This is a genomic window from Kitasatospora sp. NPDC056184, from assembly GCF_042268405.1.
Taxonomy (GTDB): Bacteria; Actinomycetota; Actinomycetes; order Streptomycetales; family Streptomycetaceae; genus Kitasatospora.
On the sequence record NZ_JBHJUI010000012.1, the window covers coordinates 62,625 to 74,973 of the forward strand.

Below are 12,349 nucleotides of genomic sequence, written 5' to 3' on the forward strand. Positions count from 1 at the left end.
CGACTGCCTGTCATGTCCCTGGCGTCAGCCCGTTTCGACCGTTACGCTCCCCGATGTGGAGCTCGACGTGAGACACCTGCGGGTGCTGTGCGCGATCGCCGACACCGGAAGCCTCCGCAAGGCAGCGCTGCGGCTCGGCATGACCCAGCCGTCGCTCACCACCCAGCTGCACCGCATCGAACGGGCCGTCGGCGGCACGCTGTTCACCCGGGAGCAGACCGGCAGCCGGCCCACCGCGCTCGGCCACTCCGTGCTGTCCCGGGCCAGGCCGGTGATCGCCGAGATGGCGGCGTTGGTGGCCGCCGCCCGCCAGGAGGCGCGGGAGGCGGCCGGTGGCGAGCGGGCCCGGCGACTGCGGATCGGCAGCGTCGGCAGCCGGGCGGTGGCCGCCTGGCTGCGCCGGCTGCACGACCGGCTGCCGGAGACCGACACCACCATCCAGATCGACATCTCGGCCAACGCCCTGCTCCGGATGATCGCCGCCGACCAGTTGGACGTCGCCTTCGTGCACGAGAGCGAGGGCTTCCCGCTGCGGCTGCCCCCGGACGCCGAGCACCGGGTGCTGCTCGCCCGCGAGCCGCAGTTCGTCGCGCTCGCGGCCGGCCATCCGGCGGCCGCCCGGCCGGTGGTCCGGCTGGCCGAGCTCGCCGAGGACACCTGGATGGTGGACCCGACCGCCGACCACGAGTACGCCGCGATGCGCCGGGTGTTCCGCGCCGCCGGGCTCAACCCCCGGGTGGTGCAGGTGCGGGACAACGCCACCGCCGCCGAACTGGTCGCCTCCGGGGAGGCGGTCCGCCCCTGTCAGCCGACCTCGCTGCCCGGACCGGGCACCGTCGTGCGCCGGCTGCACGGCGACCCGCTGGCCGTGCGGCTGCTGCTGGTCTGGCGGCCGCGGGCGCTCGGCCCGCCGGGCCGCGAGGCGCTGTACGAGGAGCTGCAGGCCGCCTATCTGGACCTCGCCCAGGCCAGCCCGGTGTACCGGTCCTGGCTCGCCGGGCACGATGAGGTGCTGCGGGCCCTGCTGGGGCCGCCGCCGCTGGACCCGCTCCGGGCGCACGGACCGGTGTTCAACGGGGCGGCGCTCCGCGGGCCGGGGTCGAACGGCTCGGGGCTCCACGGGGCGACGCCCAACGGCTCGTCCCCCAACGGCTCGGCGCTGCGCGGTCCGGTCCGCACCGGAACCGGCGGACCGAACGGGCCGGGCCCGCCGAACGGGGCCGCCGGCCGGACCGAGGAGCACCCCCGTGACGGGCAGCCGCGGGAGGGCTCGGGGCAGCGCCGTCCGCCCGCCCCCGCTCAGCGCTCCCTCGTGTGCAGCGCCACCCCGACCGCCACCGCGGCCGCCGTCACCAGGCCCGCCGCGAGGACGCCGGAGCCGCCCGCCGCGGTGCAGGCGAGCACCACCACCGAGGCCACCGGCAGCACCGACAGCTGAGCCGCGCCGGTCTTGGCGTGCCTGGCGTGCAGCGCCCAGACGGTGAACAGGTAGAGCGCGGTGGGCACGGTCACCGTCGCGGTGGCGGCCGTCTCGGAGATGTGCGCCTTGTGCACGGCCGATTCGACCGCCACCTCCAGCCCGGAGCCGATCGCCGCCGCCGAGCCGAACACCAGGTAGTGGCCGTACCCCCAGAGGAAGGCCTGGCGGCTGGACCGCAGGTGCTCGTGGACCGGCCGGGCGAAGTAGATCCACCAGGCCGAGAAGCAGATCAGCAGACCGCCGCCCGCGACGGGCAACAGGCGGCCCAGCCCCTCGTGCTCGTCCACCGCGGACTGCACCGCGACGGTCGCCGCCGCCACCGTCTCGCCGAGCACGATCAGCGTGAACAGGCCGTACCGCTCGGCGATGTGGTGCGGGTGCCAGGGGGTCCGCAGCCGCAGTTCGGCGATCGCCGGCACGGCCACCTCGGCCAGGATCCCGAGCGGGATCACCAGCGATCGGACGTCGTGCGGCAGCAGCAGCACCAGGCCCCAGCCGATCTGGCAGAGCGTGATCCCGACGGCGTAGCGCAGCGCCACCGTGCGGGCGAGCCCCTCCTCGGCGGCCGCCGCGCGCAGCCACTGGGTGACCATGGCCAGCCGCATCACCACGTAGCCGAGCACCACCAGCACGATGTCCTGGTCGGCGAAGAGCCGCGGCACCCCGGCCGCGAGGACCAGCACGCCGGCGATCTGGACCAGGGTGGTGATCCGGTACGGGACGTCGTCGCAGTCGTAGGCGGAGGCGAACCAGGTGAAGTTCATCCAGGCCCACCAGATCGCGAAGAAGGCGAAGAGGTAGCCGGTCAGGCCGTCGCCCCAGTGGCCGCCCGCGAGGTCGTGGGCCAGCTCCCGGCCGGCCTGGCCGACGGCGACCACGAAGCAGAGGTCGAAGAAGAGCTCCAGCGGGGTGGCGACCCGGTGCGGCTCGTCCCGGCTGCGCGGGACCATCCGGCGCACCGGGCGCGGGTCGGCGGGGTGCGGGCGGGGGGATGCGGTGGAGTCGCTGCTCATGGACGGTCTCCGGGCTCCGGACGGGCGGGCGGTATCCGCCGCATCCTGGCAGCGCGCCGGGCACCGCGCACGCACCACAGCGCACCGGGAATCGTCCGGGAGTGCCCGATGACGCCCTCGGGTGCGACAATTGATCCGTTGTGTCGCAATATGCCCTGACGTCAGCGAGAGTTGACGGCCCGGTGCGCGAACCGGGTGACAGCACGGCGGGTTTCCGGGCGCGCCCGCGCCGTACGGCGCGACGGCCCGGACCGCCCCGCTAGATTCGTCCCCGGTTCGAAGCGAACGGGGCCCGGGGACGAGCCCTGCGGCACGGGCGGCCTGCGGGCATCGCGGAAGGTCAAGACGGGTGGCAGGACAGCGGGGGCGGCGACGCCGGCCTTCCGCTGTCCGCACCACCCGCCTCGTGATCACCGCGCTGCTCGCCAGTGCCCGCCGTGCGCCCGCCCGGCCGCCGGGGGCCGCCCCGCCGGCCCCGCTCCCGTCCCCGGCCCCGGTTACTTCTCCCAGCCGACCTTGGTGTAGTCCGTGCTCGCCAGCCCGAACGCGCCGTAGTTGGCGAGCCCCTTGCGGGCCGCCACCACGGTCGGCCGCTGGTACAGCTCGTAGGTGTGGCCGAGCTCCCAGATCCGGGCGTCCGCCTGGTTGTAGAGCTTCGCGGCCTCCACCGGGTCGATCGTGCCCGCCGCCTTCTTCAGCAGCCCGTCGATCTCCTCGCTGCCCAGCTTGGAGTAGTTGCCGAAGACGTTGTCGCCCTGCGGCAGGCGGAAGTTGGTCAGGCTGCTGGAGAGCGGGAACGAGTCGGTGTTGCGCCAGCTGGCGATGTCCCACTTGCCGGGGTTGACGTACTTGGTGAAGAAGTCGTTGGCCGCGACCTTGTCGACCTCCACCTTGACGCCGGCCGCCAGCCACATCGCCTGGGCCGCGGTGGCGAGGTCGACCTGGGCCTGCGGGGCGGACTCGTTGAGCACCCAGTGCAGGGTCAGCGCCTGGCCGTCCTTGGTGCGGGGCTGGCCGCTGCCGGCCTCCTTCCAGCCCGCCTCGTCCAGCAGCTTCTTCGCGGCGGCCAGGTCGAACGTCGCCCACTCGCCGGAGTTGTCCCGGTAGCCGGTCTGGTTGGGCATGAAGATGTGGTTGCCGAGCGGCTTGAACTCCACCGGCACACCGTTGTTGGCGATCTTGACGAGCGCGCCCCGGTCCAGCGCCCTGCCGAGCGCCTGGCGGACCTTCACGTCCGCCAGCGGACCACCGCCGCCGAAGGAGATGTGCACCTCGTCCCACGGGCTGGCGGACCGGATCACCGCGTCCTTGGCGTCCTTGAGCTGGCCGTACGCGGTGGCGGTGCCCGCGGCGGCGAAGTCGATCTCGTTGTTGAGGAAGGCCTGGGTGGTCGCCGACTGCGCCATCACCCGGAAGGTGATCCGCTCCGCCTTCGGCTTGGCGCCCCACCAGTTCGGGTCGGGGACGAGCGTGAGGGTCTGCGCGGTCTTGTCGGCGGTGCCGATCTTCAGCGGACCGGCGGTGATCGGGATCTTCTCCACCCAGCCCTTGTTGAAGTCGTCGGCGGTGGCGATCCCGGCCGCCGGGATCAGCGGGCGGAACAGGTTCTGCCAGTCGGCGTACGGCTCGGAGAAGGTCACCTTGACCTCGGCCGGGTCGGCGCCCTGCTCCACGGCGGAGATCAGCTCGTAGCCGGCCGAGTCGGCGATGTTGTAGCCGTCCTTCTTGCCGTTGGTGGCCTCCCAGTCGGCCTTGAAGTCGAGGTAGCTCAGCGGCTTGCCGTCCGACCACTTGGCCTTCGGGTTCAGCTTGTAGGTGATCACCTGCGGCGAGGCGGAGGTGACCTTGGCGTCCAGCAGGTAGTCCGCGGCCGGCTTGAAGGTGCCGGTCCCGTCGGTGGTGAACAGGCTCGGCTCCAGCGTGCGCATGATGTCGACCGCGTCGCCGTAGCGGCCGTCCACCTGGAACGGGTTCCACTGGGTGATCCACTGGTAGAGCGGGAAGCGGACCTCGCCGCCGTCGCGGACCTGGTCCAGCGGCTTGGCGTTGATGTCGATGGACCCCTGCCCGGGCGCCTCGCTCTTGACCGCCGTGTCCGCCGAACCACCGCCGCCCGAGCTGCACGCGGCCGCCGCCAGGGCGACGGCGAGGGCGAGGGCGGCGGCGCGGCCGAGTCGGCGCGCGGGCGTGGCGGAAGCGTCCATGAGGGTCCCCCCGTGATGTCCGGCGAGTGGTGAGAGGTGAGCGTCGCGAGGTGTGGCGAGGCTTGAGCGTGGGCAGCCAAGTCGGTGCCGGGGACCGAACGTAACAGCCGATCAGAACGAGTACCAGGGGGCCGAGTTGACACCTGTTCCAAACGAAACGGGGTGCAACACCGCCGCAACACCGCGGCCGCGCTCCGGTGCCACACTCTGACCTGCGTTTTCCTGACCACGGTCAAGAACCACGGCCGGCCGCCCCTCGCACGGACTCCCCGCCCCTGCGGCGAGGCCCCTCCGGCGAGCCGCTCCCGCACCCTCGCCCCCGACCCGAAGGCCACCCTCCGATGCCCACCAGACGCGTCGGCACCGCCCCCACCCCGGGCGGCCGTTGATGCTCCGCTACCTGACCAAGCGGCTCGCCTACTACGCCGTCCTGCTGGTCGCCGCCGTCTTCCTGGCGTACGCGCTGGCCGGCGCCGCCCTGCAGCCGCGCGCCTACTTCGAGGCCAAGGTGCCGCGCCCGGCCGCCGCCTCGGTCGAGCGCCAGCTCACCGACCTCAACCTGAACGACCGCACCCCGGTCGTCCAGCGGTTCGGCCGCTGGGCCGGCGGCCTGCTGCTGCACGGCGACCTCGGCCGCACCATCCACGACACCCCCGTGATGGACGACTTCCGCCGCCGGGTCTGGGTCTCGCTGCGGCTGCTGCTGGTCGGCAGCCTGCTCGGCATGGTGCTCGGCGTCGCCGCCGGGGCGTGGAGCGCGGTGCGCCAGTACCGGCTCTCCGACCGGCTGCTGACCGTGCTGTCCTTCGTCCTGCTCTCCACCCCGGTCTTCCTGGTCGCGCTCTTCCTCAAGAACGGCGCCATCGCCGCCAAGGACGCCGTCGGCCACGAGGTCGTCCCCTTCACCGGCTACGAGACGCCCGGACTCGCCGGCGGCCTCGGCGCGCACCTCGCCGACTGGGCGCTGCACCTGCTGCTGCCCACCCTCTCGCTGGCGCTCGGCGGCCTCGCCACCTACAGCCGCTACCAGCGCGGCACCATGCTCGACGTACTCGGCTCCGACTACCTGCGCACCGCCGAGGCCAAGGGCCTCACCCGGGGCCGGGCGCTGGTCAAGCACGGGCTGCGGACGGCGGTCATCCCGATGTCGACGATGTTCGCCTACAGCTTCCTCGGCATCTTCACCGGTGCCGCCTTCACCGAGACCATCTTCGGCTGGCACGGCATGGGCGAGTGGTTCATCCAGTCCGTCAACGAGCAGGACGTCAACGCGGTCGTCGCGGTCAACCTGTTCGCGGCGGTCGTGGTGCTCGCCTCCGGTTTCCTCGCCGACACCCTGCACGCCGCGCTCGATCCGCGCGTGCGGTCCTGACCCGAGGAGGAGAGCCCGTGACCGCCGCGATAACCGGACCCGCCGAGCCGGCCGACCCCGTCGGGTCCGGCTCTCCCGTCGGGTCCGCGCCGGGGCCGGTCGGCCGGGGGCGGATCGTCCTCGCCCGGCTGCTCGCCGCCCGCGGGGCGGTGGCCGGCGCCGTCGTCGTCCTGCTGCTGTTCCTGCTCGCCTTCGGCGGCCCCTACCTCATCCCCTGGGACTACGCCGCGCCCGACTACGGGGCGCTGCGCCAACCCCCCTCCACCACCCACTGGTTCGGCACCAACGGGATCGGCCAGGACGTCTTCGCCCAGACCCTGCGCGGCCTGCAGAAGTCGCTGGTCATCGGCCTGCTGGTGGCGCTGTTCTCAACCGTGCTGGCCTCCCTGGTGGGCGCCTGCGCCGGCTACTTCGGCGGCTGGACCGACCGGCTGCTGACCTTCCTGGTCGACCTGATGCTGGTCTTCCCCAGCTTCCTGATCATCACGATCGTCTCGCCCCGGCTGAAGGGCTCCGGCTGGCTCGCCTTCGTCCTGCTGCTGGCGCTGTTCAACTGGATGATCACCGCCCGGGTGGTCCGCTCGATGACGATCTCGCTGCGCGAGCGGGAGTTCGTCCGGGCCGCGCAGTTCATGGGCGTCCACCCGCTGCGGATCATCACCCGGCACGTGCTGCCGAACGTCGCCTCCTTCCTCATCATCGACGCCACCATCGCGGTCGGCGGCGCCGTGATGAGCGAGACCGCGCTCTCCTACTTCGGCTTCGGCGTCAAGGCGCCGGACGTCTCGCTCGGCACCCTGCTCGCCGCCGGCACCAGCGAGGCGCCGGTCTTCCCCTGGCTGTTCTACTTCGCCGCCGGGCTGCTGGTGCTCTTCGTCCTGGCCGTCAACCTGATCGGCGACGGCCTGCGCGACGCCCTCGACCCCACCGCCGAGGCCGCCCGGCGGCCCCGCCGCGCCCGCGGGCGCGACCGTGACGGCGCCCGTGACCGTGACGGCGCCCGTGACCGCGCCCCGAAGAAGAGGACCCGCGCGTGACCAGCACCGCCGAGACCACCACCGCGACCACCCCCGCCGGCACACCGCTGCTGCACGTGCGCGACCTGCGGGTCGACTTCACCGGCCCGCGCGGCACCGCCCCCGTCCCCGCCGTGCGCGGCGTCGACCTCGCCCTGCGCCGCGGCGAGACCCTCGGCATCGTCGGCGAGTCCGGCTCCGGCAAGTCCGTCACCGCGCTGGCCGTCCTCGGACTGCTGCCCGGCACCGCCCGGGTCCGCGGCTCGGTCCGGCTGGACGGCCGGGAGCTGGTCGGCCTGCCCGGACGCGAACTGGCCGCCGTCCGCGGCCGGCGGATCGCCATGGTCTTCCAGGACCCGCTGTCCGCCTTCACCCCCGTCTACCGGATCGGCGACCAGCTCGTCGAGGCGCTGCGCGTCCACCGGGCCGGCCTCGACCGGACCGCCGCCCGCAAGCGGGCCGCCGACCTGCTCGACCTGGTCGGCATCCCGGCCCCCGACCGCGCCCTGGACAGCTTCCCGCACGAGTTCTCCGGCGGCATGCGCCAGCGCGCCATGATCGCCATGGCCGTCGCCAACGACCCCGACGTGCTGCTCGCCGACGAACCCACCACCGCCCTGGACGTCACCATCCAGGCGCAGGTGCTCGACGTCCTGCGCACCGCCCGCCGGGAGACCGGCGCCGCGCTCGTCCTGGTCAGCCACGACCTCGGGGTGATCGCCGGGATGGCCGACCGGGTCGCCGTGATGTACGCGGGGAGGGTCGTCGAGACGGCCGGCGTCGACGAGCTGTTCGCCGCGCCGCGCCACCCGTACACGCTCGGCCTGATCGGCGCCGTCCCCCGGCTGGACGGACGGCGCGGACCGCTGGTCCCGATCCCCGGCACGCCCGCGCCGATGGCCGGGCTGCCGGCCGGCTGCCCGTTCGCCGCCCGCTGCCCGCTCGCCGAGGACCGCTGCCGCACGGCGGAACCGCCGCTGGCCGGCGACGGTCACCTGGCCGCCTGCGTCCGGGCCGACGAGCTGGCCGAACGGCGGCCCGCGCCCGGTGCGGTGTACCCCGTGCCGGAGCTCCCGGCAGCGGCCGACCCGCCGCTCCCCCGGGAGCAGCGTCCGGCGGTCCTGGAGGTCACCGGGCTCACCAAGACCTTCCCGCTGCTCAAGGGCACCGTCTTCAAGCGCCGGATCGGCTCGGTCCACGCGGTGGACGGCGTCGAGCTGTCGATCCGGGAGGGCGAGACGCTCGGCCTGGTCGGCGAGTCCGGCTCCGGCAAGTCGACCACCCTGTTCGAACTGCTGCGGCTGGCCGCCCCCGAGTCCGGCCGGATCGAGCTGCTCGGCCGGGACACCGCCGGGCTCTCCCGCGCCGAGGCCCACCGGATGCGGTCCCGGCTGCAGATCGTCTTCCAGGACCCGATGGCGAGCCTCGATCCCCGGATGCCGGTCGGCGACATCGTCGCCGAACCGCTGCGCGCCCAGCGGGCCGCGAAGGACGAGATCGCCCGCCGGGTGCCCGAACTCCTGCGCCAGGTCGGCCTCGACCCGGCGCACGCCGTCCGCTATCCGCACCAGTTCTCCGGCGGGCAGCGGCAGCGGATCTCGATCGCCCGCGCGCTGGCCGTCCGGCCCCGGCTGCTGGTGCTCGACGAGCCGGTCTCCGCCCTGGACGTCTCGATCCAGGCCGGGGTGCTCAACCTGCTGCAGTCGCTCAAGGCGGAACTGGGCCTGTCCTACCTCTTCGTCTCGCACGACCTCTCGGTGATCCGGCACCTCGCCGACCGGGTCAGCGTGATGTACCTGGGGCGGACGGTCGAGCAGGGCGAGGTGTCCGCCGTCTTCGAGCGCCCACGGCACCCCTACACCCGGGCGCTGCTCTCCGCCGTCCCGCTGCCGGACCCGGCCGCCGAGCGCGCCCGCACCCGCGTCCTGCTGGCCGGCGACCCGCCCTCCCCCACCGTCCGCCGCACCGGCTGCCCGTTCCGGGCCCGCTGCCCCGTCCACCCCCGGCTCGACGCGACGGCACGCGACCGCTGCGCGACCGAGGCGCCGCCGCTCGCGCCCGCCGCCGCCGGTCCGGTGAGCACCGACCACCGGGCCGCCTGCCACTTCCCGGAGGGCTGACCGAACCCGCCCGCCGGTCACCCTGGGTCACCGGATGGTGCCGATTCGGCGGATCGGCCGGACGGCGTGTAATGTCTTCCAGGTCAGCAGGCGCCGCTAGCTCAGTTGGTTAGAGCAGCTGACTCTTAATCAGCGGGTCCGGGGTTCGAGTCCCTGGCGGCGCACCGACGGTCGAAGGGTCCTCTCGCAGCAGCGAGGGGGCCCTTCGGCGTTTCCCCGGCACCGGGACGGGAACGTGGACCTCCGCCCACTCGTCGCGTCAGAGGTGTTGTCGCCTTGGCTCCCCTCGAACCGCCCGAGCCGCCCGGCCCGTCGGGTCCGTCCGGTCCGTCCGGTCCGTCCGGGGGGCGTCCGCTCGCGGAGGAGCTGGTCCTGCTCTGCACCGACCCGGCCCGCGGGCTGCTGCGGGGCTCGTCGGCCTCGTTCCAGCGGATGATCGCCGGCGCCGTGCTCGCGGAGCTGCTGCTCACCGGGGCGATCACCGTCGAGGGCCGGCGGATCACCGGGTTCCAGCCGCTCGGGGCGCACGACGGGATCGGCGCGGCCGTGCTCGCCCGGCTGGGGCGGGCCGGCAAGGGGCGCCGACCGGGGCTGGACGCCGCCGTCCGGCACATCCCGCGTAGCGCGACGGTCCGGTACTACCGGGAGCGGCTCGTCGTGCAGGGCGCGATGACCGTCGAACGCCGCCGACTGCTCCTGGTTCCGTACCGCGCCCTGCTGCCGGTGCGGGCCTCGGCCGGGCAGGAGATCGCCGACCGGATCGCGGCGACCCTGACCCGGACCGGGGCGGGGGCCGATCCGGAGTCCGCCGCGGCCGGCGAGCGGGACCGGCAGCTGGCGGGCCTGCTCTGGGCGGGCCGGATGGACCGCCGGGTCTATCCCGGCCGGGAGCGCGCCGCGCTCCGGGACTCCGCGCGGCGGGCGGCCCGGAACCTGCCGATCGCCCAGGCCGTCCATCGGGTGATCTCGGCGGACAACTCCGACGGGGGCGGAGGCTGAGGCGGGCGAGGACAGGGGCGGGGCCTGGAGCCGCCCGCCCGGTCAGCGGGCCGTGTCCAGCACCGCCGAGGCCACCGCGTCCGGGCGGTCGAACATCAGCAGGTGCCCGGCCGGGGCGGTGCTGCGGTACTCGGCTCCGAGCAGCGCGGCCAGCCCCCGCTGGGCGGCCAGCCACTCCTCGGTCCGCCGGCCGCGCAGGCCGTCGTCGGCGGCGAGCACGGTGACCGGCAGGCCCGCCGGCAAGGGTGCGGTGCCGCGCAGTCCGGCCAGTTCGGCGGCCATGTCCAGGTAGCGGGTGTTCTCCCGGAGCAGCGCCCGCAGGGAGCGCCTGGTCCGGTAGCAGCGCCGGACCAGCGGCGCCGGGGCGAGGTCCTCGCGCCGCACCGTGGTGGCCCGGGCGGCCAGCCGACGCACGGCGGGCCCGAGCAGGTACGGCACGGCGGCGGCGGTGGCCGCCCCGGCGGCGGCGCGCGCCGCGAGGTCGCGCAGGCCGGGGGCCGGGAGCGGGCGCGGCTCGGGTTCGACGCTGCCGTCCAGCAGGACCAGCCCGGCCGTCCGTGCCGGGTACAGCCGGGCGAAGGCCTCGACGTGGAACGCGGCGAGCGAGTGTCCGGCCACCGTGCACGGCCCGGGCAGGGCGAGCGCGTCCAGGACGGCCCGGATCCGGTGCGCCTCGCCGGCGGCGGTCGGCAGCGGCCGGTCGGCCGGCTCGGGCGCGCTCAGGCCGTAGCCGGGCCGGTCGAAGCGGACCACGGTGCGGTAGGGGGTGAGGAAGGGGACGACGAGGTCCCAGTCGAACCAGCTGCTGCCCAGCCCCCCGGTGAGCAGGCACACCGGGCCCCGTCCTTCGACGCGCGCGTGCAGGGGGGTGCCGTCGATCCGCAGGAAGACCGCGTCGGCGCCGTGCTCGCGGTGCGGGTGCGCGCCGGTCATACCGGGTCCCGCCGGTCGGGCCGGGGGCCGTCGGCGGCGGCGCCGGCAGGGGCCGGGAGGGCGGAGCGGCTCCCCCCGGGACCGGCGCCGGGATTCGCACCGGGGTTCGCGCCCGGGCGCAGGGCGGCCGCGAGCAGGGCCAGCCAGAGCGCGACGAGCAGCACCTGGAGCCGCTGGCCGGCGCCCAGCGCCCAGGTGCCGCGGCCCGCCTCGAAGGCGGCGATCGCACCGAGGCTCCACCCGGTGGCGAGCAGTTCGGCGCCCAGCAGCCACGGCCCGTACCGGCGCACCGGCGGCCACCAGCCGTGGCGCCGGGCGGCGACGGTGAGCGCGGTCAGCCCGCCGAGCGCGCCGAGCACGGCCAGGCTGCTGGTCACCGCGTGGGCGGTGTGGGTGGCGGGGACGAGGCCGGCGGTCTCGCGCGCGGCGCACATCTCGTCGCTGGTGGGCGCGCAGCTCAGCGGCAGCCGCGAGTCGGCGGCGGTGGCCGCGCCGAACAGGGCGAGCGCGGCCCATCCGGTCACCGCCCAGGGCCGCCCGCCGCCGGACCCGGCGCGCTCCCGGCCCGGACCGTGGAACGCGGCGAGGGCGAGGACGGCGGCCGCCAGCACCGCGAGTCCGGCGACCAGGTCGGTGGCCCGGAAGAGGCCGCCCAGCGGCTGGTCCTCGGCCGCCAGCTCGCTGAGGTACGCCTGGACCGGGTCGAGCCCGGTGCTGAGCACCACTTCCAGGACCCACGCGGTGTACGCGACCGCGCTGAGCAGCAGCAAGGCGGCGACGGCGGCACGGGTGGCGCCGTCGCCTGCGGCGGGGGCGGGGGCGGGGATGAGCCGAGCGTTCCGCCGACCGGGGTGGGAGCTGGGCACTAATCCACCCTAACCGGCGGTAAACCCCACCCCAACCGGTCGGAAACGGACAGCCCGGCCCCGGTGGCTCCGCCGGTGGTGCGAGGCACCCCCCGGAAGCGTGTATTGTTTTCCCCGTCAGCAGGCGCCGCTAGCTCAGTTGGTTAGAGCAGCTGACTCTTAATCAGCGGGTCCGGGGTTCGAGTCCCTGGCGGCGCACCGACACCGGGGAGCCTCTCGTTTCACAACGAGGGGCTCTCCGGCTTTTCGCTGCCCATTGACGTCCGATTTGTGTGTGATGTCGGTCTCGCTTCCCGCCGCCGTGGAGCCAACCGGTACCTTCGGCGCGTTCTGGGCTGTAAACCGG

The 12,349-nt window shown here is 74.7% G+C and carries 8 protein-coding genes, 2 tRNA genes and 1 pseudogene; 7 read left to right on the top strand and 4 right to left on the bottom strand.

Features of this window, described 5'->3' with window-relative positions; all coding sequences use genetic code 11:
* Positions 1–67: 67 nt before the first annotated feature.
* A pseudogene (locus ACFC0B_RS23745) lies at positions 68–1,021 on the top strand (LysR family transcriptional regulator); the annotation flags it as partial.
* Positions 1,022–1,299: 278 nt separating this feature from the next.
* On the opposite strand, the gene ACFC0B_RS23750 reads toward ACFC0B_RS23745, so the two are convergent.
* Positions 1,300–2,493, bottom strand: a complete 1,194-nt coding sequence (locus ACFC0B_RS23750; protein ID WP_376089144.1) for a low temperature requirement protein A — start codon at positions 2,491–2,493, stop codon at positions 1,300–1,302.
* A 497-nt stretch (positions 2,494–2,990) separates the two neighbouring features.
* Positions 2,991–4,697: an ABC transporter family substrate-binding protein gene (locus tag ACFC0B_RS23755; protein ID WP_376089147.1), complete on the bottom strand. Its 1,707-nt coding sequence runs from the start codon at positions 4,695–4,697 to the stop codon at positions 2,991–2,993.
* A gap of 388 nt (positions 4,698–5,085) precedes the next feature.
* Here ACFC0B_RS23755 and ACFC0B_RS23760 point away from each other — a divergent pair, with 388 nt between their 5' ends.
* The 5 genes from ACFC0B_RS23760 to ACFC0B_RS23780 all read left to right on the top strand — a co-directional run bounded on the left by ACFC0B_RS23760 (position 5,086) and on the right by ACFC0B_RS23780 (position 10,204).
* A complete protein-coding gene (locus ACFC0B_RS23760) occupies positions 5,086–6,069 on the top strand; it encodes an ABC transporter permease (RefSeq protein ID WP_376089150.1) in 984 nt (327 codons plus the stop codon).
* A gap of 113 nt (positions 6,070–6,182) precedes the next feature.
* On the top strand, positions 6,183–7,106 hold the full coding sequence (locus tag ACFC0B_RS23765; protein WP_376089711.1) for an ABC transporter permease: 924 nt from the start codon (positions 6,183–6,185) through the stop codon (positions 7,104–7,106).
* On the top strand, positions 7,103–9,205 hold the full coding sequence (locus ACFC0B_RS23770) for a dipeptide ABC transporter ATP-binding protein (protein WP_376089153.1): 2,103 nt from the start codon (positions 7,103–7,105) through the stop codon (positions 9,203–9,205). The genes ACFC0B_RS23765 and ACFC0B_RS23770 overlap by 4 nt, the downstream gene beginning before the upstream one ends.
* Positions 9,206–9,295: 90 nt before the next feature.
* Positions 9,296–9,369, top strand: a tRNA-Lys gene (locus ACFC0B_RS23775).
* Positions 9,370–9,481: 112 nt separating this feature from the next.
* Positions 9,482–10,204 (top strand): GPP34 family phosphoprotein, encoded by a 723-nt coding sequence (locus tag ACFC0B_RS23780; RefSeq protein ID WP_376089156.1) that lies wholly within the window; start codon positions 9,482–9,484, stop codon positions 10,202–10,204.
* Positions 10,205–10,246: 42 nt separating this feature from the next.
* Here ACFC0B_RS23780 and ACFC0B_RS23785 read toward each other — a convergent pair whose 3' ends face one another.
* Together ACFC0B_RS23785 and ACFC0B_RS23790 are read right to left on the bottom strand one after the other, a co-directional pair.
* Positions 10,247–11,137, bottom strand: a complete 891-nt coding sequence (locus ACFC0B_RS23785) for an alpha/beta fold hydrolase (protein WP_376089159.1) — start codon at positions 11,135–11,137, stop codon at positions 10,247–10,249.
* A complete protein-coding gene (locus ACFC0B_RS23790; RefSeq protein WP_376089714.1) occupies positions 11,134–11,907 on the bottom strand; it encodes a DUF998 domain-containing protein in 774 nt (257 codons plus the stop codon). Before ACFC0B_RS23790 ends, ACFC0B_RS23785 begins: the two co-directional genes overlap by 4 nt.
* 220 nt (positions 11,908–12,127) lie before the next feature.
* Here ACFC0B_RS23790 and ACFC0B_RS23795 point away from each other — a divergent pair.
* A tRNA-Lys gene (locus tag ACFC0B_RS23795) sits at positions 12,128–12,201 on the top strand.
* Positions 12,202–12,349: the final 148 nt, after the last annotated feature.